This is a genomic window from Niastella koreensis GR20-10, assembly GCF_000246855.1.
Classification (GTDB): Bacteria; Bacteroidota; Bacteroidia; order Chitinophagales; family Chitinophagaceae; genus Niastella; species Niastella koreensis.
Window position 1 is genome coordinate 5,676,154 of record NC_016609.1, and the last position, 24,095, is coordinate 5,700,248.

Consider the following 24,095-nt stretch of genomic DNA (forward strand, 5'->3'; position numbering starts at 1 on the left):
TCTGTTTTGTTTATAGATATTGTTATCTGGGGTTCAGCGGCATACCAGATAACTTCACTGTTTCCGGCAACTGGAAAACCCGCATTTTACTATCGGCAGGCAACGAAAGCGTTTGGCCTTCAAAAGTTTTATGCGTAACAGGAATGTTATAACGCAACAGATCGAACCAGCGCATACCTTCCTGTACATACTCAGCCCGTTTAAAATCTATTACACAATTCAATGCCTGGTCAAGGCTGTTAGTGATACCCACATAATGCTTGGCCAGCTTAGCTGTTGTAATGGTATGCAGGGCGGGGTCATAATCCCTGATGCGGGTACTTGCATAAGCGTTTAAATCGGCCAAACAGCCATTGAGGTTGTTCTGGAACAGGTAGGCTTCTGCCCGGTTAAACAATGCTTCTTCTGCGGTAAATAAGGGCACCATTACATAGGGCACGCCAATATTGGCATTTACAGAATTACGTACGAAATATTCATTGATCTTGGGGATCAGGTAATTATTAGTACCTGCTGTATAAACGTGATTACTGAATTCCCAGTTTCCTCCGGTAGCGTTATCAGAAAAAACCTGATCGCGGATATCGGAGGTCATGGCATAACGAACGGTATAATAATTACGCGCCCAGTTAGAAGCCGTTTCCACCAGCAACAGGTTGGCCGGTTCTGTTGCCTTTTCATAAACGGCAAACAGATCCTGCGGCGTCATGGTCCTGTAAGTAGTATTCCAGGGCCTTAGCAAGGTGGTTACATTACCTGCAGCAAACACGGCATTGGCATACGTGATCACTTTGGCATAATCCTGTTTAAACAGGTAAAAGCGGGCCGCAAATGCGTTGGCGGCTAATTTGTTAAAGTGATAACGTGGTACGGTGTATTTGGTATCGTCTAAAAGTGGTAAACCCTGTAACAGGTCCTGCTCTATCATCTGGTAATCATAAGCCACAGTTTTACGATCGTACTGCTGGAACACTATTTTCTCGGGCGTAGTTACGTACGGGATGCCCAGATCGGTTTTTGAAGTACTGGTACTTAGTGAACTGTATGGTTTTGAGAAAAACGTAACCAGCATAAAATGCGCATAGGCTCTGCACACCAACGCTTCACCTTTTTGTGATTTGTACTGGATTGAATCGGCCCCGGCATTCCGGATGGTTTCCAGCGCCTGGTTGGCTGCTGCAATAGCGGTATAACATCCATCCCAATAAAACTCGGGCGAATCCTGGTCCTTGTTGTTTACATCCTGGAAAAAGAAAGGATCGATGTTGGTCCTGTCCTGTACGCCTGCACCCTTATCGGCCACATTATCTGAAATGGATTCGCAAAAGGCCATATAGTTAGCCTGTGGGTAAGCAGTTCCCAGCAATTGCGACACCTGGTCGGGCGTATTCAGCGATGCGCGGTTGTCTGGATTTTTATCGAGAAACTTTTTACAACCTGTGGTTGTAAAGAGCGCTGCAACGGTTGTATATAATAATATTTTTCGCATTGTAATTACCTTTTTTCGTTTCACACCTGATTATAAGCCCAGTTTTAAAGAAAACGTGAGCTGTTTTTGAACGGGCTGCGCAACTCCTCCGGTATTGAAGAACTCAGGATCCTGCCCTTTCAGTTTCTTATCGGAATAAATGAGCCAGGGGTTATTGGCCACTGCCTGTAACGCCAGGCTGTTCAAACCGGCTCTCCTGATCATTTTCTGCGGAACCTGCCAGGTCAATGAAACGTTCTTTAATCTTATCATATCCCCTTTTGCCACCCGCGCTGTTGAATAATTGTAGTCGTTATAAGGGGTAGCGCCATCCAGCTTCGAGTTTTCAAAGGCGCCCAGGATAGAAGGTACGGTAGTGTATTTTTCGTCGCCGGGCATTGACCAGCGGTCATAAAACTCTTTAGGCATGGCAGTAAGATCGGTATAAGTATTCTTGAATGCAGGATACAACCTGATCTTATTACCCCACTGGTAAGTAATGAATAAACTTAAAGTGAATTCTTTGTAATTAAAGCTGTTCAGCAAACCACCGGTAAGCCGGGGATCAACCGGGCCTTCATATACCAGGTAACTGGTGTTTTGGTCCTGCAGGTATACATTGTTGCCCAGTTTGCCGGTTTCATCAATAAACTGGGGCGTACCGGTAAAATGTTCCAGTCCTTTAAAGTTAAGCGAGAACAAACTGCGTACGGGATAACCCTGTTTGTTTCCGCCCTCTGCCGCAACCAGGTCCCATATATTCGGTTCGTTTTTGGCATTGGTTATTTTGTTGGTGTTATAACCGGCAGTAAGGTTGGTACGCCATTTAAAGTTTTTGTTATTTACTATTAAATAGCCTACCAGCAACTCGGCGCCCTGCGAGGTCATATCGGCATAGTTGGCGGCTTTATAAGGTTCGCCACCCACGCCCGATGTTTTAACCAGGCTTATCAGGTCAAAGCTGTTGCGGTGATATACATCCATGCTTACGTTGAGGCGCTTGTTTAACATAGTAGCGTCAACACCCACGTTGGCAGTATATAATTTCTCCCAGGTAAGCTGCGAGTTTTCGAGGTTAGCCAGTTGTATTACCGATTCTCTTTCGGTTAAATAGGTTCTGTTGGTGATCATGTTCTTAAGAACTATTTGTGAGTTGGTTGCAGGTCCCATGCTGGCTGTTAACCCATAGCTGCCGCGCAGGGTAAGGGCATCTATCCAGCTAACATCTGCCAAAAATTTTTCCTGCTCTACGTTCCATGATCCAGCCACACTCCAGGTTGGCAGCCAACGGGCAGAGGTTGATTTACCCAGCCTGTTAGAACCATCGTACCGGACGGTTCCTGTTAAGTTGTAACGGGAGTTGTAGGTATAGGTGCCTGAACTGTAAAATGCCACAAACCGGTCATAGTCTTTGGACATACCATAATACGGGAAATTGTTCTCGATGGTTTGTTTCAGAATGCGGTAATCAACAAATGGTACGCCACCGTTATCATACTGATAGCCATAACCGGTATTGTTGAAGTTCTGGCGGTCGGCATACTTCACCTGCATACCACCCAGCACACTGATGGTATTTTTATCGTTGATGTTTTTTGTATAGTTAAGGCTGTTGCGGAAATCGTAGCTAAGCAGCTGATCTTCTACCCGGTTATAAAAACCACCATAGGGCAATACCACCACAGGTTCTGCATCCGGGTTATCCGGGTCGCGGTACAGGAACTTGTTGTTTTGTTTAATGGTGGTTGAACCTGCCGCCCGGTAGGCATTGGCCATATTGGAATTCTCGGTGATCTGGTGCTCCTGGGTTGATTTAACCACCCGCAAAGCGCCTACAAACTCGTAGCGCAGATCGGGGGTGATCTTATAGTTCAAACTTCCCTGTAAACGCAGGTCAATCACCCGCAGGTCGATATAGTTATTCTCCAGTTCGGTGAAAATGTTGAACGGAGCAAAATTGCGACGGAAATATTCGCGGTTGCCACTCTGATCATAGGCCGTTAAGGTACGGCTGGTATTCAGCGCATAGCTGAAAGGATTGATGTCGAAGTCCCGGTCATAGCTGCCATCTACCGGGTTGCTTTGGCGCGTGAGTGAACCAGGCGCCCGTTGATTACGGTAAGACCCTACTGTTGTAAAGTCGGCAGACAGTTTATCGTTGAACTTATAGTTGTTGCGGAAGTTGAGGGTTAACCGGCTTACTTTATCGGCAATGGTCCAGCCATTGTCGCCATAATAACTGGTTGAGAAGTACGATTGAGACTTGTCGGTACCGCCTGAAAGACTTATTGAATGTTCCTGCTGGAAGTTCTGTTTGAACAACAGATCGAACCAATCGGTATTGGCGGTTGCATAGCGGGTTAAAAATGCTTTGCGTGCCGGCTGCGTGTTCTGCAACACAAATCCTGAGCCATCCGGCGTCAGCGTATTCAACTCTTCATACATTTTACCAAAAACGCCATTATCCCCCTTGTCGAGAATGTTGGCATTGAGGTAACCTTTCCGCTCCAGCTCGGCCAGTACCGACATTTGCTGGGCTGAATTCATGATATTGAAACTATTATAATTGGGTTTCAGGTAAGTACTGAAATTACCGATATAGTTTACATTGGTTTTACCCTGGCGGCCTTTTTTAGTGGTTATTACCACTACCCCGTTCATGGCGCGGGCGCCATACAGAGCAGCTGCAGAGGCGTCTTTCAATATGTCGAAGCTTTCGATGTCGTTCGCATTTAAGCCGGCTACCGCAGAACCTAACAGGGTTGTGGGATCACCGCTCGAAAGCTGGTCGTTCGAGATGTTTACAATGTCTTCGAGCACCACGCCATCTACCACCCACAATGGTTTGTTATCGCCATTGATGGAGGTGGCGCCACGCACCCGAACTTTGGGCGCGGTACCAAATGTGCCCGATACGTTTTGAACCGATACCCCGGCGGCCCGTCCTTCGAGCATGCGGCTAACATCGGTTTGACCACTCAGTTTGGCATCATCCATTTTTACGGTTGCTGCGGAACCGGCGAATTTCTTTTTTTCAATTGTCTGGAAACCGGTTACAATTACTTCAGAAAGTGCTTTCCCGTCGTTCAGGTGCACCTCCAGGTATTTCTCACCCCGGTAAATGATGGTTTGGGGCGTTTTGCCGGTGTAAGAGAACCGGATGCTATCGCCGCGGCGGGCTTTTATGGCAAATTCGCCCTGGACGTTTGTAAATGATCCCTTGCCGTTTACCAGGTTTTGAACAGACACCTGGGGAAGAATGCTTCCTTCCTCGGTGCCGGAAACCCTGCCTCGTAATACGGCAGTGTCCTGGAAGAACCGGGTATTGTAATTTATATGATGGGGGATGTCAGATGCGTGGGTAGTCACCGGCAAACAACCAGCTACCAGTACCACCAAGAACAGTCTTTTGCAGGTTGCCTGAAATGCCTTTGCCTCAAAAGCGTTTTGTTTAAAACGCATAGCAATTAGTTTTTGATTACTGAAGAATAATAGATTAATACGTCCCGGGCCGCCCTGGCGGTTGCCCACTTTAACCAGTCAGGCCAGTGCATTGAATATGCACGGCCCGGACAGGTCAATATAGTAGTTCACTCTGATTTGAGATAATTCGCTTCTTCTTTTACTCCCGCCCCGTGCGGGAGAAGAACGGTTTCTGAAGGGAACAAACTGTGTCTGATTCAGCTTTCTCTTAATCTTTAAGGTTCAACGCCTTTTTCACTTCTGCATAATCATTCCAGTTGATAGTTGCCTGACGGCCTCCGGATGCAGGAACAGAGCCTGTAAGAACAATGTAACGGTAAGGTGCGCTGGCATCAATGTTTGAGACCAGGTGGATCTTGCCGAGTTCATAATCCACGTTTACCCAAATACTGCTTATCACATCCAGGTAAGGAATGGGAACGATGTCAGGAGCTGCAGTGGTGCCAAAGTTTGCATATACGTGTACAGTACCTTTATTAAGCACATCGTTGGTAATTTCGGGGGCTGTAATGGTAGCTACGCCAACAGTATCGCCGGTTTGAAGTACTGCTCCGCCAAAAGTAACAGTTTTCCAGGCTGAGTATACTGCATTTGCAACACCTGTATCACCCTTGGGACCCGTATCGCCTTTTTTACAGCTAACGTTGGTCGTTGACAAAAAGAGCGTAAAAAAAGCAACACTGGCAACAGAGAGAACTGAGAAGACGTGTTTCATAAAATGTAAATTTTGATTAAGTAGATGATCCTCTATACGTAAAAAAGCCTTTAATCGCTGGGTATGGTTGCAATTTAAGGATTTTTAAACTCTATGTATTTAATATGACTTCGCCTCAAAAACAGGGTTAATTTTTTCCCAAAAGCATTCTTTTCCCAGCCCGGAGCCTTAAAATGACCTTCAGGATAGCTTTATACCAATGCTTATAATAAATTTAACGAAAAAAAAACCGGAATGTCCTTGACAAAAATAAGGCCCCCGGAGTATTCGATCATGCCGAATTCCGGGGGCTTTTTGTTATAGTACTTTTCTGCCATGCTACCCAAACAGGTGGGGAAAGCCGTTTATCTATTTAAATCACGGCCTGGTCGGGTGCAGGTAGGCGTTTGTCTGTTCTAGTTGGTATTCTGGGTGCCATTAATGATGGGCGTACCATTGTTGATCGTAGCGCCATTGTTCAACATTTTGAATACTACGCGTCTGTTTTTCTCCCGCGCTTCCGGAATGTCTTTTCCATCAGGCGTTGTTTCTTTCTCTATCGGACAGCATTCGCCAAATCCTACAGGTTTTAACTGTCTGGGCGATACGCCGGCGTTTATCAGGTACTCCGCACAGGCATTGGCTCGGCCTTTTGCCAGGAACTCGTTCGATTTTGGTGAACCCAACCCGTCGGTATGCACATCTATCTCCAGCACCACACCCGGGTTAGACTTTAAATAAGATGCAATGAGGTCAAGATATGGGTACGATTCCTTCGCGATCTCGGTTTTTAACTCAAACACGATCTGGTAGGTAACCTCGGTCTTGTTTTTGAACGGATCGGGCTTTTTTACCAGGCATAACTCCTGGGCAAACACGGTATCGCCTTTGGAGGGGTACGCCGTCAGCAATCCGCTCTGGTAATCATCCTGGGTACCGCTGATCTGCAGGGCCATTCCGGCATCGGTTTGAATGGTATAACGCCCGCCGGCCTGGGTTTTAATGGTAGCCACTTCAACACCCCGGGGATCTTTTGCCGAAACGATGGCTCCTTCGAGCGGTTTTTTAGTATCACAATCAAGCACCACCCCGGTAAATACCTGGTGGTAGTTCTTATGTATGGAGAATAATTCCAAACAGCACAGGGAAGCCCGATCGGTACTGAAGATCGCATCTTCCAGCAGGCCCTTGCCGCGGCTTACAAAATAGATATCATCTTTTTCTGAATTCACCGGGTAGCCCAGGTTAAGCGACACCGTCCAGGAACCGGTGAAATTGCCGGTAGAACTGTACAGGTCGAAACCGCCCATCCCGGTTCTGCCATTGGAGGCAAATACCAGGTTTTGTGTGGGGCCATGGTAAAACGGCGCTTCCTCATCACCCGTGGTATTAATGGCAGGGCCGGCGTTGGTGATCTGGCCGGGCATGCCTTTGCTATCGAGGGTGGCATACCAGATGTCGAACCCGCCAATACCGTCTGAACGGTCGCTGGAGAATAACAGGTATTTTCCATCGGGGGTTACCTGGGGCTGCCGTGAGTTAAATGATTGTTCGGTGAGTTTTCCATCAATGAGCACCGGTTCGCTCCACCGGCCACTATTTTGCTCACTGGTATAGATGGCTGATAGTTTTTTACCATTCTTCACTATCCAGCCGGTAAAGAACATCCTGGAGCCATCAGGCGTAAAGGCCGGCGTACCCTGTTGGGTATTTTTGGGCGGCGTTACGTTCATTTTTTCCACTTTGTTGAAATTATCCTCACCCTGGAAAGCGGCCGTATACAAAGCGTTGGTATAACCTTCAGCCCGGGTAGACGTAAAAGCCAGCGTGTTGTTGTTTAACCAGCTGGCTGCATAGTTGGCCCCTTCTTTATTGATGTTGTTGTTAAGTCTTTCAATTTTAACCCCGGTAGGCCCATAACTTAACTGCTGCTGAATGAATACGCAGTTGTCAATCTCCTGCTGGGCCATTTTATTATACTGTTCACCTTCGGTGTTCTCCTTTACAAACCGGTCCAGCTCCTTTTGGGCAATGCTGTAGTTACCATTGGAGCGCAAACAAATGCCGTAATAGTACCGGGCCAGCGGATGGGCCGTAGAGTCTTTTTGCAACAACAATTTATACCACTGCTCGGCATGGATAAAATCGTTGAGGTTGTAATAACAATCGCCCATTTTATACAGCAGGTTGGCATCGAGGCCGCCCAGGTCGTTGTGGTTGAGCAATGCAGCTCCCTGCTTTTGCACCACATAGGCATTATAACCTGAATGGCTGGGTGTTTTACCACTTAAGTATTTTTCAAAGTAATGTGCGGCTGAATAATAATCGCCCTTGGCATAAAATGTTTCTGCCACGCGTTTAAAGTTGCTTCCCTGCGCATTTACCGCAGTGGCAGACAATCCTAAACCAGCAATTATTAGTAGATGCTTAAACATAATCTGCTTATTTGCTAATGAGATAATGTGCTAATGCTAATGGAATTCAATTCCCCTCTATGCTTTCTGCGCTTTTATAGTATTACAATCTCGGACACACAAACGGCACAGCATCCTGTTTAACCGATTTGCGGCCAATAAGCGTCAGGGATATTTCAAAGTTATTGGCATTGCCTCCTACCTTACCCAGGTCAGATGCGTTTACATCGTAACTCGCACTGATCATATAGTTCTTATAATAAACGCCTACATACGGAGCAAAGGCATCTTTAAACCGGTAGTTGGCGCCCACCAAAAAGTCGGTAACTTCATTCACCCGCATCTGGCCATAAGCGCCTACCATTTTTTCCTGGCTTGCTCCCTGCCGCATGTATAATACGTTAGGCGTAATGCTGAAATCTTCGTTTACATTGTATTTTAAACCGCCATGTACGGTAAGCCGCATGGGCATTTTTTCGCCATTGGCCGCAAAGAAGGGATCCTGCGGCTGCGTTAAATGGAAAGCTGAGATACCGCCGAAAAAGTTCGCTTTTTTACCAGGGGTTGCATCAAAGTATACAGCTCCCACGCCTGCATCGAATGCGATGGCCGATGTTTTGGTCAGTGTTTCACCGCTGCCTATCAAATCAGGATTATAACCGGTAACCTGGCTCCATTGGTCGCCTGTACGGAATTTGGATGGATCGAACTTGCGGTTCAGAATGCCGAACGACATGCCCATGGAGATCTGGTGATAACCAAAGCGCACGCCATTGTAGCTCATAGACCCATACCCGGTGAGATAGCTGTAGCCAATATTACCTGCACGCTGGTTCATGATGTTTAAACCAAAGCTTACATTCTTATTTGTTACAATGTCTGCCGAAATACCGGGTGTGGCAAATGGGTTACTGATGCCTCCCCACTGGCTGCGGTACATGGCCGTAACCCGGTAGTTACCGTCGATGGCGCCCGTTAAACCGGGGTTCAGCCACAATGGGTATGCATAGTATTGTGAGAAATGAGGATCTGTTTGAGAATGACCTGTTATTGCTGCAGCAAGCGTCAACAATAACAAGCTGGTTTTTCTAAGACATCGTAGCATTGCAAACAGTTTTTGGGTTATTACCGGACTAGATTAAAGGTTCCTTTTTGTGATACTTTGGTACCATCTGTTAACATTCCTGATACCACATATACATATACTCCAACAGGCATCGGTTTGCCTTTATAAGTTCCATCCCATGCGCCAAATATATCGTTCGACTCAAATACTTTCTCCCCCCATTGGCTGAATACCATCCAGTGTATGGTTTTAACAACATTGCTGTACACCATGAACTTGTCATTCCTGCTATCATTGTTTGGCGTAAACGTATTAGGTACAAACACCCCATCAGTAAGCGCCTGGCCAGGCGTAGCGTCGGAAACATATTCAGGACAATCTACCCGGGTTCCCAGCGCTTTCACCCACAAGGTTATTTTATCGGTAGGCTTAAGCCCGGTAACGGTATGGGTAAGGCCCATGGCGCCCGAGCTGGGTATTGCCCAGTTAAGACTGTCGCGCGATACGCGGTAACCAGTTGTATTGGGAACAGCGGTCCACGCAAATTTGATGACATTGGTTTCCTGACTTTCAACACTCACCATTGGTTTGGTAAGCGGGCGGCAGACAGTGAATTCAATAGCGCCCATATCGGGGCTGGTTGTATTCCTGGTTGCGTTCAACAGATCGGTGATAACCCCAACATTGAACCCTTTGTTTTCAAACTGGATCTTGGTTGGCGTATAATCGCCTTTGGCCACATCATAGAATACCGGGTCAATTGAAATAGAACTGGAATCCTTGCGGGTTTTGATCCAGTCGGATAAGAGCGGATAATCCTTGGTTAAAAACCCAATTAAATTGGCGCCGGAATAAGAATGTATATAATAATTATTATAGTTAGCCACCAGGCCACTGTCGTTAATGTTAGAGTAGACACCATACTTGGCCCCGATGCCCCCGCGTCGGATAACAAAAATATTGTCTTTAACTTCCGTACCTACACTTGGGTCGCCAAAGGTGCCATAGCCACGGGTTAAACTGGGATCACCGGAAGAAGAGTCATCGAGCGAGATGGTGTTATGGTAATATTTTACATAATCTGAAGAGTAGTTGTCAATTCCATATTGCAGCCCGCTTCCTCTAAAGGTGTAGATCATATTGTTTGTGACCATGATAGGAGCTGTTGATGTAGGTTGCACATCATTAGACTTTATCCCATCAAACTGGGCAATGTTCAGCTTATTATTCTCACCCAGATTATGGATCACATTCTTTGAGACCGAAATACCAAAGTTTACTTCAGACAGGCAGACCCCTGAAAAATATTCCAGTGCTGTACGGGTTGGTTGACTGATATCGTTGCTGTCGATGGTGCAATAAGATGCTCCGGTTACAAAGACCCCGTACTTGGAGTTATCTTTTAACTTATTATTTACGATATTATTTCCTACCGATCTGGCTACGCCGGGTGAAATTGCGTTAGAGGCAATGGTTATGCCATACACCCCTCCATTGACAGTATTGTTAATAATGAGATTAGAATCACAATTATTATAGCCGGTGTTTGTTATTGGGTTACTGGCGCTTGAGCTGATCACGATTCCACCATACGCAAGCGGAGATAATGTACTGTTGCTGAGATTTACCGTACAACGTTTGATGGTATTATGATCGGCATCGTTTGTGAGCAGCACACCCAAACCAAAGGTGGAAGACCCCTGTACATCCATGCTCAGGCTGTCGATGGTCACATAATCAGTGCCATCCAGTCTTACCAGTGAACTTTGGGTAGAACTTGTTGGCGCATACCGCATGGTAACACCGTTACAATTAAAGGTGATGGTTTTGGTTGGCGATGTAGCCAATGCAGGCAGGATCAGTTGCTCGTTATAAGGTCCGCTGCCACTGGCCACATTAAATACAACAGAACCCGTGAAGCTACACTGAAGCGCCCGCGCAGCATCTGTGAATGAATTGAAGTTAATACCACCGGTAGGCAATGCCGAGTTGATGGTATAAGTTCCTCCATTGAGCGTTGTATTTACCAGCACCCGAAGGGCGGGAGAAAAAACGGTAGAACCGCCACAGGTAAGCGCTACCCGGTAATATAAAGTGGTAGTAGGTATAGTTTCAAAGTAGGGAAACCCGAGCGGACTGGTAATATTGGTATAAGTACCCGTTGCCGAAGTAGAAGATTGCCAGGTATAGGTCTGCCCGCCTCCGGCTGAATTACCCGTTAATCCCAGTGAGATCTTTGGCCCTGAACATAAAATTGAATCAGGTAATACATTGGGCACACCGGGCGTAATGGAGGTAGCACATGCTGGAGAAGTGAACTCATAACAACCAGGATCGGGGTTGACGGTGCTTCGGACAGCGCCGGCAATATCGGTAGTAAGGCCCACATTGGCCGCCAAATTATCTATAGATTGCGCCTGCGGCCTGAAATTGAAAGCGGCCGGACTGGTGTATGACGGGTTAACGTCGGTTGAATAATAATCAAGGCCGGTAGCCAGCTGCCAGGCAGCCATCGTATTATACACCAGGGAGAGATATTTTCCAACGGCAGCAGTAGAAACCGTACCAGCGGGCACAAAAACAACATTACGCTGACTCGCAAATTGTTTCGGCGGTTTTCTAAAAACAAGCCCGATATTTTCGGTTGCACTATTGCGGGTGATTGTGATGATATTATTCATCAAATTCACGTTGGTGATTGTATCTACAAAGTACATCCCATAGGCCACATTGCCCGCAACACTTTGATCGTCGAGTGAAATGGTGTTATTATAAATATTCAGGTAAGTAGCGCCATACTTTGGTGCACCCTGCACCTGGGAATAAATCCCATATTGCGTCCAGTTGCTTTGAAAATCATAAATAAGGTTATTCGATATAGTACATTCCTTACCGGCAACACCCTGAGAGCAGATATAAAATCCATATGTCACGGACCCTGCATTTACGTGATAGCCATGGATCCGGTTATTGGTAATATTGGCGCTTTGATTATAATAGTCAAGATAAATCCCAAACATATTATAAACGGCAGCCGGTCCTCCTGAGAGATCATTGCCATCTATTACTGCGCCATCGTTGTAATGCATCTGAATGCCATATACATCGGTATTGGAAATGGTATTGCCAATAACTTTATTGCCGGTCATAAATACCCCGGCGCCTGATGCCGGTATAGAACTCAACGTAATACCGGTAGAGCCACCGGTGATGGTATTATTCTGGATCAGGTTATTATCGCACAAACTGTTACCAACATCATAAGAAACACCATTATTACCATTTATCACAATGCCTTCATGATCATCGGTATTGTTATAATCATTTAAGTTGGTGATGCGGCAATTTTTGATGGTATTATTATCAGCATCATTCAACAGATGAAAGCCATAACCGTACTGGCCGCCTGTGGAAGCCAGTGGTGTAACAGTAAGATTATCGAATGTTACATAATCCGCACCATTCAGTTTAACTACAGCCCGTTGATTGAAATTGGTAGAAAGATACTTAATAGTCACTCCATTACAATTAAACGTAATGGTATTGGCTGCCGAAGTTCCGGCAATGGAATTTATTATAACCTGTTCGTTATAAGGTCCACTTCCAGCCTGTACATTAAATATTACAGCACCATTAACACCAGCAGACAGGGAAGCTACTGCCGCAGAAAATGTTTGGAAATTTGTACCGCCGGTTGCCACGGCAGAATTGATGGTAAACGTACCGGACACCTGTGCATTGGTTGCAGCGTATGCAAAACCTAAACAAAGGGTAAACAGAAATCTAATATTAAATACGTGCCCGCGTAAAATTTTTCGCATAGCCGATGATTGGATTTTAAATTTCTATAGGATATCGGATCAGGTTTATTATATATTAACTCAGAACTTAAAACCAATTATCAGTAATACATAATTGATCATTGGTTAATGGTTCCCCCTTACAACAGCATAACCCATGTATGAATACAGTATTCAAACAAGGGTGCGGCATTGGGGTGGTTAGGGCAAAGCACAACGTATCTTTACGTTGTGAACCCTTTAAGAACGCGTTTTAGAGCTTACAATTGTGTATACCCCTATTTGATAAGGAAAAAATAATTCACATTTTCACCTTGGAACTGTGTGAAACTAAATTGCTTATGAGAGGCAACGGGGGGCAAAAATTTGTACATGTCTTTGCTATAAAAAATAAAAGCCGCCCTGCGGGCGGCTTTTAGGCACATAAGTATATTTATATTACAGGTAACCGGCCATTTCCTGTTGGTACCCGGCGGCTATTTGTTTTGCTTTTTCGGCAAAATCTTCGTTCCCGGAAGCATAGATGATGGCCCGGCTGGCATTTACCAACAGGCCTACTTCTTTATTCATGGCTTTTTCGGAGATCTCCTTCAGGCTGCCGCCCTGGGCCCCTACCCCCGGAACGAGATAAAAATGGTTAGGGGTAATGGCGCGGATGTTGGTAAACTCCGATGCCTGCGTGGCGCCCACCACAAACATCAATTGGTCGGCAGTGCCCCATCCGGCAGCAGTACGCAATACTTTTTCATACAACAACTCCTCCCCTGCCTTTTGTAATTCAAAGTCACGGGCGCCTGTATTGGAGGTGAGGCCCAGTACAATTGTCCATTTGTCTTTGTATTCAAGAAAAGGTAGTACGCTGTCGGCGCCCATATAAGGGGCTACCGTTATGGCATCGAAGGGCAGTGCTTCAAAAAACGCTTTAGCGTATTGGGAAGAAGTATTGCCAATATCGCCGCGTTTGGCATCGGCTATTCTGAAATGGGTAGCAGGAATGTAGGCAGCCGTTTTTTCCATTGCCTGCCAACCGGGCATGCCCAATGCTTCATAAAAAGCCGTATTGATCTTATACCCTACACAATGATCTTTGGTAGCATCGATGATCTGTTTATTAAACTCAAATACGGGATCCGGTGCAGACAGCAGGTGTTTGGGAATCTTTGTAATGTCTGTATCAAGTCCTACTATGAGGTACGATTTTCTGTTGCGTATTTGTTCAACCAATTGCAGCCTTGTCATGCGTGTTGGAGTTGTAAAATTTGTCGCAAGATATTAGTGAATTGCCATACTTCCTCGAAACTGTTGTACAAAGGTACGGGCGCCAGCCTTATTACATTGGGTTCGCGCCAGTCTACTATAACTCCCGCCCGGGCCAGTTCGTCAAATACCTGCTTGCCCTGTTGCAACATTAACATAGACACCTGGCAGCCTCTTTCGGCCTCATTGCGGGGCGTAATAAATTCAACCACCGGTTCTGTCTGCGCATTGTTCAAATCATCGAGCAAGAACCATAACCATTTGTTCAATAACTGTCTTTTATTTTGCAGCCTGTTGAAGCCTGCTTCCATAAACAGGTCCAGCGCCGCCCGGTGTGCTGCATACAACAGCGGCGAGGGCGTACTTAGCTGCCAGCCTTCGGCCGAACGGGTGGCATTGAACCCTTTCTGCATCAGGAAGCGGGTGGCTTTATCGTAGCCCCACCAGCCTGCAAAACGTGGTAAGCTGGTATCGTTATGGTAACGTTCATGAATATAGGCGCCACCAATACCACCGGGACCAGAGTTCATATATTTATAACTGCACCAGGCGGCAAAATCCACATTCCAGTTGTGCAGCTGCAAAGGAACATTCCCTGCTGCATGCGCGAGGTCGAACCCTACTTTGGCGCCCACGGCCTGCGCCGCTTTGGTAATGGCCGCCATATCAAACAGCTGGCCGGTATAATAATTCATCCCGCCCCACAAAACCAGGGCCAGTTCGTCTTTATGTTGTTGTATGGCCTGCAGAATGTCTTCATGGCGAATGGTATGCTCGCCTTTGCGGGGGCCCACTTCAACAATCACGTCATCCGGATTAAAGCCACAATATTTTACATGCGTTTCCAGCATATACTGATCGCTGGGAAATGCTTTGGCTTCACAAATGATCTTGTTCCGTTTACCATGGGGATTGTAAAAAGATACCAGCAGCAAATGCAGGTTCACCGTAAGCTGGTTCATGGCCACCACTTCATGCGGCAAGGCGCCTACAATGGTTGACAGTGGTTTGGTAAGATGGTCGTGGTATTGCAGCCAGGGTTGTTCACCCATAAAAAAGCCTTCCACGCCATAGTTGGCCCATTTGTTCAGCACCTGTTGCAGGTAGTCGTTGGTGCGTTTGGGTTGCAGGCCCAGGGAGTTACCCAGGAAATAGATCTGCTGCTTTCCGTCAATTACAGGCATTATAAATTGCTCCCGGAACGAACGCAGTTCATCCTGCTCATCAAGAACATACGCAAATGAATGAGAGTTTTCAAAAATCATGTAGTAGTTTGTTTTCATGAATCGGGAAACAGCTTTAAGCTGCAAGCCGCAGGCAAATACAGCCAAAAGTTTTCTTCCCTTCAACATTCAATATTCGACATTTTCTTCTTTCCTTTCTAATTTCACATTCTTCATTTTTCATTTAAAGAGCGCCCGTTTTACCACCGTCTACCGGAATACTAACTCCATTTACATAAGAGGCGGCGGGCGATGCCAGGAAGGCTGCTACGGCGCCCAGTTCCGATGCCTCGCCAAACCGTTTCATGGGAATATCCTGTTGCATTTCGTGTTCAACAACTTCCCTTGATACGCCCCGCTTTTGGGCTGTGTTTTGGATCAAACTTTCCAGCCGTTGGGTTTTGGTTGAACCGGGTAAAATATTATTCACGGTTATATTGAACTGGCCTACTTCATTGGCCAGGATCTTGGACCAAACGGCTACTGCGCCGCGCACGGTGCCCGATACGGCCAAACCGGTAATGGGAATGCGGATGGAAGTTGAAATGATATTGATGATGCGGCCATAGCCGGCTTCTTTCATGGAGGGTACTACGGCCTGGGCCAGGATTTGATTTACGATCAGGTGCTGTTTGAACGCCTGTGTAAAGGCCTCCTCTGTAGCAGTGAGCACCGAGCCAGGCGCCGGCCCGCCTGTATTGTTTACCAGGATATGCACCGGGGTGTGTTGTACGTGTTGCCGAATTGCCTGTTTTACATTTTCTGTATTGGTAAAATCAGCTACCAGGTAACCGTGCTGCTGCCGTAAGGCAATGTCCAGGGTTTTAACGGCTGCCTGCAGGGTTTCTTCATTTCTGGCCATAAGGGTGCAGTTAGCGCCCAGTAATGCCAGTTCTGCGGCAATGGCCAGGCCAATACCCTGGCTGCTTCCACAGATCACGGCGTTCTTACCTTCTAATGACAGGTTCATAAAATATGTGATAATTTGATAATTAACTAATGTGATAATGGAATACACCTCATTTCAACAGGTCCGGGTAATCAGTAATAATGCCATCCACTCCTACCGCTTTCATTTTATCAATAGATTCCTTGTCGTTCACCGTCCAGGGAATAACCCTGATTCCTTGCGCGTGGCATTGGGCTACCAGTTCGGGGGTAACCAAACTGTAGGCCGGGCTATAGATAGTGGGGGTGAATCCCAGCGCTTTCAGGTGTTCATCCAGCGTTCGTTTATCATCTTCTTCTACCAGGGCTGCCGTTTTCATGTTCGGAAACCTTTTATGCACCACCTGCAGCGTACGGTAATCGAACGACTGAATGATAACGCGCGCGCCGATCTTTTCTGAATGGATCACATTCATCAACGTTCTTACAAATTCTTCGGGCGCCGGATGGTATTTGTTATCAGTGGCCGGTTGTGTTTTGGTTTCGATATTATAAAACACTTCGCGGCCATCGTTTAATTTGTGGTAAGCTTCCACATTCTCTATTACTTCGCGCAGCAGGGGCTTGGTGGCTTTTAACCGGCGCTGGTTGGGGAAACGCGGATGCGGCTTTAACCCCACATCATAGGTTTGCGTTTGCGCATAGGTCATTTTATAAATGTTCAGGTTGCGTTCATCCTGTTCAGTTATAAATTTCCCGTCGGGGCCGGTAGTGATCTCGTGGTTAAAAAATGGCTCGTGCGACAGGATCACCTGTTTGTCTTTGGTAATAACGGCATCCATTTCCAGGGTAGTAACGCCCAGTTCAAGCGCCTTCATCATGGCCGGAATGGTATTTTCGGGCATCAGTCCCCGGCAGCCGCGGTGCCCTTCGATGTCAAAAGCAGGTAACAAAGGATCGGTAACTTTTTTTGAAGCGTGACAGGCAAAGATCAATGCAACCAGTAACAGCAGCTCTGTTACTTCCCTAAATTTACTCATATTAGATGTTTACAGTACTTGATTAGGGATATTGGAGAACCAATAGGCAATAGACAATTGGCAATAAGCAACATCAAAATTCATGCTTATTTGTGAACTGCAGGTTATTGGAAAAACAAAAACAACAGGCAATAGTCAGGGCTTATAATTGCCCATTGTCTATTGCCCATTGTCAATTGGCTATTCTATTACTTCAGCCACTTTTGCAGCACTTACGTTGGCATTACGCATGGCAATACTACGGGTGGCATTGGCGGCAAATTCTTCAAATGCTTTGCGGGAAATCATATCATCACTTACCATAATGGGAATGCCCATATCTCCACCCTCACGAATGCTCTGCACCAATGGGATTTGTCCCAGGAAGGGCAGGTCATATTCTTCGGCCAGGCGTTTTCCGCCTTCTTTGCCAAAGATATAATACTTATTATCAGGTAATTCAGCAGGGGTAAAATAACTCATGTTCTCTACCAGCCCAATAATAGGCACTTTTATCTGCGCCTGGCTGAACATCCCGATCGCTTTTTTTGCATCGGCCAGGGCCACATCCTGCGGCGTAGTAACAATTACCGCGCCGGTTACGGGCACCGTTTGCACCAATGTTAAGTGAATATCGCCGGTGCCGGGGGGCATATCAATAACCAGGTAATCGAGTTCATCCCAATACACATCGGTCACAAATTGCTTGATGGCGCTGCTGGCCATGGGGCCGCGCCAGATCACCGCACTTTTTTCATCGACGAGTAAACCGATACTCATCAGTTTTATGCCGTAACGCTCCAGGGGAACGATTTGCCCTTTTTGTCCCTCACCCATACTTTTCATCATGGGCCGTTCGCCGCGCACCCCAAACATGATAGGTACACTGGGACCATAAATATCAGCATCCATCAGCCCCACTTTTGCCCCGCTTTGCGCCAGCGCCAGTGCCAGATTGGCGGAAACTGTACTTTTTCCCACACCGCCTTTACCGCTTATTACCGCAATGATATTTTTAACTTTGGGCAACACCGACCCCGGATCCTGCCGGTTTGTGCTGGTGTTGGAAGTAAAATTCACTTTTACAATCGCGTCTTTATTAACCGACGATTTCACGGCATTTTCACAATTCCTGCCTATTAAATCTTTCATTGGACAAGCGGGTGTGGTAAGCACTACAGTGAAAGACACCGTATTACCGCTAATCACAATATCTTTAACCATGTTAAGCGTAACAATATCCTGTCCTAAATCCGGTTCCTGAACGTTCCTCAATGCGTCTAAAACTTTCTCAGGCGTCATTCATCTAAGAGTTTTGTTAAAAAGATTTATTTGCTGCAAAATTAACCATTGGCATGAGTATTTTGTTGAAGTATTTTGGCCATTATGTATATATTTGACGGGCATGAAAAGACGTTTACTTTTTTTGATTTCCCTGGCGATTGCCATCCCCTTTGCTTCTAAAGCTCAGTTTGAAAAACTGAAAGACTCCGTAGTGCAATTATATGGCGTTGTAATGACGGCCGACAGTTTGAGGGCCATTCCTTCTGTTACTGTTATGATCAAAGGCCAGAACCGCGGTACCATCACCAATGAACAGGGTGTTTTCAGTATCGTGGTAATGAAAGGTGATATTGTTGAGTTTACGTCTATTGGCTATAAACCCAAGCTGGCCACCATTCCCCGCAACCTGGAAGGCAATCAGTTCAGCTTGTTGCAATTGATGGTTACCGATACGGTTTACCTGCCGGCCACCATCATTAAACCACGCCCCACCAAAGAACAGTTTGAACGCGATTTTGTGAATGTCGATATTCCCGACGATGATCTGGAAACTGCCCGCAAAAATACCGATGAATCCAAACGCCGGGTGCTTGCCCGCACGCTCCCCCGCGACGGCCGCGAAAGTTCCAACATGTTTTTACGGAACAACGCTCAACGGTACTATTATAACGGACAAACACCTCCTCAGAACATATTCAATCCCGCAGCCTGGGCTGAGTTTATTCAGGCGTGGAAGAGAGGGGATTTTAAGAATCAGAATTAGCTAATGTGATAATTTGATAATGTGCTAATGGAATACAATTGACAAGTTAACACGTTTATATAATTGGCCTCTGCATAATGCAGGGGCTTTTTCTTCACTTCAACATTCCATATTGGGCATTCAATATTCAACATGCTGTATCCGCCTTTATCAACTCTGTCAACCCTATCAACGCTATCAACCTGTTAACCTATCAACTTGTCAACGTATTAACCGGTCAACCTGCATTTCCCTTTCTTATTCTTCCTTCCTGATTTTTCATTCTTCATTTCTCTGCCCTCTGCCCTGTATTCCATTTGCTAATTTTCACATTTGCTAATTTGTACATTGTCTTATTAACAGTCGTTAGTATATTAGCGCCTCATTAACTTACCATATGGATTTGAAAAATATAGCAGTAATTGGCGCCGGCACCATGGGTAATGGCATTGCGCATGTATTTGCACAAAATGGGTTTGCCGTAAACCTGGTAGATGTAAATGCCGGTCAGCTGGAAAAAGCCTTACAGACCATTCAAAAGAACTTTGACCGGCAGATAGCCAAAGGCGCCGCCACCGAAGAGCAGAAAAACAAGGCCCTGGCCAATCTTACCACTTATACCGATATGGCCCTGGGGGTTAAAGAAGCCCAGCTGATAGTAGAAGCTGCTACAGAAAATATCGATCTTAAACTGAACATCTTTAAACAACTCGATAGCCTGGCCCCGCCCCATGCATTACTGGCTACCAATACTTCTTCTATTTCCATCACCCGCATGGCGGCTGTTACCAAACGCGCCTCCCAGGTGATAGGGATGCACTTTATGAACCCCGTGCCGGTAATGAAACTGGTGGAGATCATTAATGGTTACGCCACTTCTAAAACCGTTACCGATACCATTGTTGCGCTGAGCAAACAACTGGGCAAAGTTCCCTGTGTGGTGAACGATTATCCCGGTTTTATCGCCAACCGTATTTTGATGCCCATGATCAACGAGGCCATCTACAGCCTGTACGAAGGCATTGCCGGCGTAAATGAAATTGATACCATCATGAAGTTGGGAATGGCCCACCCCATGGGGCCCTTACAGTTAGCCGATTTTATTGGACTGGATACCTGCCATGCAATATTGAATGTGTTGTTTGAAGGCTTTGGCAACCCGAAATATGCTCCCTGTCCGTTATTAACGAATATGGTTACAGCGGGATATCTGGGAGTAAAGAGCGGGGAAGGGTTTTATAAGTATGAAGCCGGTAGCAAGGAGCTTATCGTCAGCGAAAGATTTTCATTGTGAGGTAGTCACTTACCCCATCCAAACACCTGCTGCCATTTCTCAGGCAAAGGCAGGTTAGGAATAGTATAGGCCGGAACGCGTTCGCCATCGCAATAAATAAAGTGCTCCAGATGCCAGTTACAGGTATCGGTCTCGCTCCATTGGTTGCTGGCGTATTCTTCCTGGATCCGCAGTTTTCCATTTTCCCAGGCATATTTTCCATAAAAGCCTTTGCAGTGCTCGCCGAGGTAGATCGACTTTTCTTCGGCCGACAGGCCAAAATCGTAGTATGATCTTATCTCTGGTAAATGTTCCAGCCTGTCTGCTTCGTTGTTGTATAAGTACACGTCGTGGCAGCCAGGCGCGGAGCAGTTACAGATGCCGGCTGAATAATTCCAGATTATTGATACATCTTTAAAACCATCAAAATTTACATCGCAGAACTGGATGGCGCTGTCTCTGATCTTTCCAAACCCATTCATTACCTGGCGCATACGCCAGTCATTGTCTTTTGTAAAGAAAAAGAACAGGTTCCTGTCTTCAAACCCCACTAATGCATGTTGCTTTTGATCGGTGCAGATATTTCCTTTGTAGAATTGGATGCGGTTGGTATCGCCTTCAAAAACGGCCAGGGTGTAAAACTGGTTTTCCGCTTTGTGGCTGTCCAGTTTTCTAATACAGTAATCCCTGAAAAAATCGAGCTGTTCGGCGCTGTCCATAGCCTTGGTTAACAGCACCTCGTAAGGAACGGCGTGTACCGATAAGGTGTCAGTTGACTTATTTTTGCCCCAGGGCCCTTTACCTGGTTTACAGGCTTGAATCAATACGAGGGACAGGATTATTACCGAAATAAACCGTTTCATACGCTTTCAGACCTCAGTTAGAAGAAAGATACTACAAATTCTTCACCACAATTTCCACTCCGCGTATTTCTTTAAACTTATAAATGGCTTCGTCGATCCGGCCTTTGGGTATGCCGATCACCAGGTGGCAAAACAGGCTCATGTCTTTTTCCAGCACGGTGCAGTTCAGCTGTTTTACCTGCATCATCACCTCGTTCATCTGCGAATAATCGAACTGGAGGGTATAGGCCACTTCAATGGGTTTTTGAACAATGGGCGTTACCTGCAGGGCCATGGAAGCGGCTGATTTATAAGCATTGATCAATCCTGGTACTCCCAGCAACGTGCCGCCGAAATAACGCACTACTACTACCAGCACGTTGGTGAGTCTTTTACTATCTATCTGGCCCAGGATGGGTTTACCGGCGGTGCCTGACGGTTCGCCGTCATCGCTAACGCGGTATGTATTATTATCCAATCCTATGCGATAGGCAAAACAGTGATGGGTAGCTTTGGGGTGTTCTTTCTTGATGGCTTCCAGGCACTTTTTAAAATCGTCAACCGACTGTACCGGGTAGGTGTAGGCAATAAATTTACTGCCCCGGTCTTTAAATTCCGCGGAGGTTGATTTTTCTATGGTGTAAAAGAATTCGAGGTCGGTCATAATTGAATGTTATTGATAAATGGCGCCGCGCTGCTATCCATACGCGATCAATGCAATGGCGCCGAGCGACAGGGCAATTCCCAGCCAGTTAACGGCCGACAATTTTTCTTTAAAGATCAACCAGGCTACCAAAGCCGTCAACAGCACAATGCCCATGTTATTGATGGGAATAATGGCCGAACTGTTGCCGGAATAACCTTTTAAGGCTTTCAGCAAGGTCCAGATGGAAAAATAGTTTGGCACCCCGATGCCGATGCCTGCCAGTATTGCCCGGCCCGACATTTTCTGCCGCCCGGTAGCAAACAGGTAAAATAACAGGAGCCAGCCTATAGATGCAGCCACACAAAACGCCGTGATCAGGTAAGCGTTCTGGTTAGCCGGGTTTATAAATGCCTGTTCAACATATTTTATCATGGTATCAAGCAAGCCACTCCCCACAAATAACAACAGCGGCATGGCCCAAATGAGCCACGATACTTTTTTATCCTGCTTTTTACCCGCCGCAGGCCGGGTGGTGAACCAAACCGCCAGCAGTGCCAGCGCCACGCCTGCAAACTTCAACACCGTTGATTTTTCGTGATACAGGTACAGCGAAAACACGAAGGGTATCACCATCGATAACTTATACGCCACGGTTGCAGCCGCTACCCCAATCTTTTGCACCGTATAGGCCGCCAGGTTAAACAACGAAATAAAACAGGCGCCCATAAACAATGCCCAGCCAAACCAGGGCTGATGAACCAGCGCTCCGTTTATGGGAAAACTGCCGTTCACCATACTTCCGGTTATCACACACACCGTATAGTTGTAAACAATAGCCTGCAGGTTATTGATGCCCAACCGTTCGATTATTTTAAAGGAAATAGTAAGCCACGCAGTCAGTACGATACTGGCAATGAGAAATAATAAACTGCTCAAGATGCCAGGGTTTGCGGGTTCACAAAATATTGGAGGGTATCTGAAAACAATGTTTCCTGGTGTAACAGCTGGCCGGTTTGCATGCGTGGTGCAGGTAAACCCTGCGGCACCACCAGTTCGTTATTGGTGATGATGCGTATTTCATCCCACATGCCTTCATCGATAAACGATTGCAGCAATTGCGCCCCGCCTTCCACCAGCACACTCTGGATCTTTAACTGGTATAATGCATGCACTAGCTGATGAACAAGGCTTACATCCTGCGTTACCTGGTAATACAGCAGGTTCTCTTTTTCCTCCTGCTTTACACTGTTGAACACAATGGTTTTCACCTGCTGGTTAAACAGCTGTAACGATGACGGCAATCGCAAATTCATATCTACCACCAGCCGCATCGGATCGGGCCCATTCCATAAACGGGTGGTCAATGCCGGATCGTCAAAAAGCGCGGTATTGGTGCCTACCAGGATGGCCGCTTCTTCACTGCGCCATTTATGCACCAGCCGGTTAGTAAATTCATTGCTAATCAACAGGCGTTCCCCGCCAGCTTCCCCCGCCATTTTCCCATTGGCTGTTTGGGCCCATTTTAAAATGAGGTAAGGACGGTGTCGGGTATTGAAAGTGATGAACCGTTTATTGAGGGTTTTACAATCCTGTTCCAGCACACCCAGGGTAACCTTCACCCCGGCGGCTTTTAATTTTTCCACTCCTTTGCCATCCACCTGTTTAAACGGATCGCGCACGCCTATAACCACTTCGGGGATCTTTTTTTCAATGATCAGATCGGCGCAGGGCGGTGTTTTGCCAAAATGCGCACAAGGCTCCAGCGACACATACATAACCGATTGGGCAATCAAATGCCGGTCGGCTTGGGCTACCGAATTTACGCAGTGCACTTCGGCATGCGGACCGCCATATTTTTGATGGTACCCCTCCCCTATGATGCGGTTTTCGTGCACCAGCACCGCGCCTACCATGGGGTTGGGCGCTACGTAGCCTGCCCCGGCTTTCGCCAGTTCAATACAACGCTGCATGTATGATTCGGTCAATGTGATAATGT

The 24,095-nt window shown here is 46.4% G+C and carries 17 protein-coding genes; 2 read left to right on the plus strand and 15 right to left on the minus strand.

Annotated elements, in window-relative coordinates; all coding sequences use genetic code 11:
- Positions 1–22: 22 nt before the first annotated feature.
- From NIAKO_RS22325 to NIAKO_RS22375, 11 genes are all read right to left on the minus strand, one after another.
- The gene (locus NIAKO_RS22325; protein WP_014220720.1) at positions 23–1,489 is read right to left on the minus strand and encodes a RagB/SusD family nutrient uptake outer membrane protein; all 1,467 of its coding nucleotides are present in this window, start codon (positions 1,487–1,489) and stop codon (positions 23–25) included.
- Positions 1,490–1,519: 30 nt separating this feature from the next.
- Positions 1,520–4,930, minus strand: a complete 3,411-nt coding sequence (locus tag NIAKO_RS22330) for a SusC/RagA family TonB-linked outer membrane protein (RefSeq protein WP_014220721.1) — start codon at positions 4,928–4,930, stop codon at positions 1,520–1,522.
- Between the two features lie 229 nt (positions 4,931–5,159).
- Complete coding sequence (locus tag NIAKO_RS22335; RefSeq protein ID WP_014220722.1) at positions 5,160–5,666, minus strand: hypothetical protein; 507 nt, start codon at positions 5,664–5,666, stop codon at positions 5,160–5,162.
- Between the two features lie 395 nt (positions 5,667–6,061).
- Entirely contained in the window at positions 6,062–8,080 is a 2,019-nt protein-coding gene (locus tag NIAKO_RS22340; protein WP_014220723.1) for an OmpA family protein, read from the minus strand.
- An 82-nt stretch (positions 8,081–8,162) separates the two neighbouring features.
- Positions 8,163–9,164 carry a PorP/SprF family type IX secretion system membrane protein gene (locus NIAKO_RS22345; protein ID WP_014220724.1) on the minus strand — a complete coding sequence of 334 codons (1,002 nt, stop codon included), beginning with the start codon at positions 9,162–9,164 and terminating at the stop codon, positions 8,163–8,165.
- Positions 9,165–9,184: 20 nt separating this feature from the next.
- A complete protein-coding gene (locus NIAKO_RS22350) occupies positions 9,185–12,946 on the minus strand; it encodes a T9SS type B sorting domain-containing protein (RefSeq protein ID WP_014220725.1) in 3,762 nt (1,253 codons plus the stop codon).
- A gap of 417 nt (positions 12,947–13,363) precedes the next feature.
- Complete coding sequence (gene pyrF / locus NIAKO_RS22355) at positions 13,364–14,164, minus strand: orotidine-5'-phosphate decarboxylase (RefSeq protein ID WP_014220727.1); 801 nt, start codon at positions 14,162–14,164, stop codon at positions 13,364–13,366.
- On the minus strand, positions 14,161–15,447 hold the full coding sequence (gene kynU / locus NIAKO_RS22360) for a kynureninase (protein WP_014220728.1): 1,287 nt from the start codon (positions 15,445–15,447) through the stop codon (positions 14,161–14,163). The genes pyrF and kynU overlap by 4 nt, the downstream gene beginning before the upstream one ends.
- A gap of 142 nt (positions 15,448–15,589) precedes the next feature.
- Positions 15,590–16,375: an SDR family oxidoreductase gene (locus NIAKO_RS22365; RefSeq protein WP_014220729.1), complete on the minus strand. Its 786-nt coding sequence runs from the start codon at positions 16,373–16,375 to the stop codon at positions 15,590–15,592.
- A 49-nt stretch (positions 16,376–16,424) separates the two neighbouring features.
- On the minus strand, positions 16,425–17,333 hold the full coding sequence (locus NIAKO_RS22370) for a glycerophosphodiester phosphodiesterase (protein WP_014220730.1): 909 nt from the start codon (positions 17,331–17,333) through the stop codon (positions 16,425–16,427).
- A gap of 180 nt (positions 17,334–17,513) precedes the next feature.
- The gene (locus NIAKO_RS22375) at positions 17,514–18,614 is read right to left on the minus strand and encodes an Mrp/NBP35 family ATP-binding protein (protein ID WP_014220731.1); all 1,101 of its coding nucleotides are present in this window, start codon (positions 18,612–18,614) and stop codon (positions 17,514–17,516) included.
- Between the two features lie 103 nt (positions 18,615–18,717).
- Between NIAKO_RS22375 and NIAKO_RS22380 the strand changes: the two genes are divergently transcribed.
- Both NIAKO_RS22380 and NIAKO_RS22385 read left to right on the plus strand, forming a co-directional pair.
- Positions 18,718–19,359, plus strand: a complete 642-nt coding sequence (locus tag NIAKO_RS22380) for a carboxypeptidase-like regulatory domain-containing protein (RefSeq protein WP_041347156.1) — start codon at positions 18,718–18,720, stop codon at positions 19,357–19,359.
- Between the two features lie 376 nt (positions 19,360–19,735).
- Positions 19,736–20,632: a 3-hydroxyacyl-CoA dehydrogenase family protein gene (locus NIAKO_RS22385; protein WP_014220734.1), complete on the plus strand. Its 897-nt coding sequence runs from the start codon at positions 19,736–19,738 to the stop codon at positions 20,630–20,632.
- Between the two features lie 5 nt (positions 20,633–20,637).
- Here the strand turns inward: NIAKO_RS22385 and NIAKO_RS22390 are convergent, their stop codons facing one another.
- Genes NIAKO_RS22390 through ribD form a run of 4 tightly spaced genes read right to left on the minus strand, consistent with a single transcriptional unit; the run spans position 20,638 to position 24,084 of the window.
- Positions 20,638–21,474 carry an XAC2610-related protein gene (locus tag NIAKO_RS22390; RefSeq protein WP_014220735.1) on the minus strand — a complete coding sequence of 279 codons (837 nt, stop codon included), beginning with the start codon at positions 21,472–21,474 and terminating at the stop codon, positions 20,638–20,640.
- Positions 21,475–21,505: 31 nt separating this feature from the next.
- The gene (locus NIAKO_RS22395; protein ID WP_014220736.1) at positions 21,506–22,117 is read right to left on the minus strand and encodes a YigZ family protein; all 612 of its coding nucleotides are present in this window, start codon (positions 22,115–22,117) and stop codon (positions 21,506–21,508) included.
- Between the two features lie 33 nt (positions 22,118–22,150).
- Positions 22,151–23,035: a hypothetical protein gene (locus NIAKO_RS22400; protein ID WP_014220737.1), complete on the minus strand. Its 885-nt coding sequence runs from the start codon at positions 23,033–23,035 to the stop codon at positions 22,151–22,153.
- A complete protein-coding gene (gene ribD / locus NIAKO_RS22405; RefSeq protein ID WP_242675521.1) occupies positions 23,032–24,084 on the minus strand; it encodes a bifunctional diaminohydroxyphosphoribosylaminopyrimidine deaminase/5-amino-6-(5-phosphoribosylamino)uracil reductase RibD in 1,053 nt (350 codons plus the stop codon). Before ribD ends, NIAKO_RS22400 begins: the two co-directional genes overlap by 4 nt.
- Between the last annotated feature and the right edge of the window lie 11 nt (positions 24,085–24,095).

Excerpts from the sequence above, each read along its gene's own strand:
- NIAKO_RS22325 (WP_014220720.1), bottom strand. The coding sequence starts at position 1,489 with ATGCGAAAAATATTATTATATACAACCGTTGCAGCGCTCTTTACAACC.
- NIAKO_RS22330 (WP_014220721.1), bottom strand. The coding sequence starts at position 4,930 with ATGCGTTTTAAACAAAACGCTTTTGAGGCAAAGGCATTTCAGGCAACC.
- NIAKO_RS22335 (WP_014220722.1), bottom strand. The coding sequence starts at position 5,666 with ATGAAACACGTCTTCTCAGTTCTCTCTGTTGCCAGTGTTGCTTTTTTT.
- NIAKO_RS22340 (WP_014220723.1), bottom strand. The coding sequence starts at position 8,080 with ATGTTTAAGCATCTACTAATAATTGCTGGTTTAGGATTGTCTGCCACT.
- NIAKO_RS22345 (WP_014220724.1), bottom strand. The coding sequence starts at position 9,164 with ATGCTACGATGTCTTAGAAAAACCAGCTTGTTATTGTTGACGCTTGCT.
- NIAKO_RS22350 (WP_014220725.1), bottom strand. The coding sequence starts at position 12,946 with ATGCGAAAAATTTTACGCGGGCACGTATTTAATATTAGATTTCTGTTT.
- pyrF (WP_014220727.1), bottom strand. The coding sequence starts at position 14,164 with ATGACAAGGCTGCAATTGGTTGAACAAATACGCAACAGAAAATCGTAC.
- kynU (WP_014220728.1), bottom strand. The coding sequence starts at position 15,447 with ATGATTTTTGAAAACTCTCATTCATTTGCGTATGTTCTTGATGAGCAG.
- NIAKO_RS22365 (WP_014220729.1), bottom strand. The coding sequence starts at position 16,375 with ATGAACCTGTCATTAGAAGGTAAGAACGCCGTGATCTGTGGAAGCAGC.
- NIAKO_RS22370 (WP_014220730.1), bottom strand. The coding sequence starts at position 17,333 with ATGAGTAAATTTAGGGAAGTAACAGAGCTGCTGTTACTGGTTGCATTG.
- NIAKO_RS22375 (WP_014220731.1), bottom strand. The coding sequence starts at position 18,614 with ATGACGCCTGAGAAAGTTTTAGACGCATTGAGGAACGTTCAGGAACCG.
- NIAKO_RS22380 (WP_041347156.1), top strand. The coding sequence starts at position 18,718 with ATGAAAAGACGTTTACTTTTTTTGATTTCCCTGGCGATTGCCATCCCC.
- NIAKO_RS22385 (WP_014220734.1), top strand. The coding sequence starts at position 19,736 with ATGGATTTGAAAAATATAGCAGTAATTGGCGCCGGCACCATGGGTAAT.
- NIAKO_RS22390 (WP_014220735.1), bottom strand. The coding sequence starts at position 21,474 with ATGAAACGGTTTATTTCGGTAATAATCCTGTCCCTCGTATTGATTCAA.
- NIAKO_RS22395 (WP_014220736.1), bottom strand. The coding sequence starts at position 22,117 with ATGACCGACCTCGAATTCTTTTACACCATAGAAAAATCAACCTCCGCG.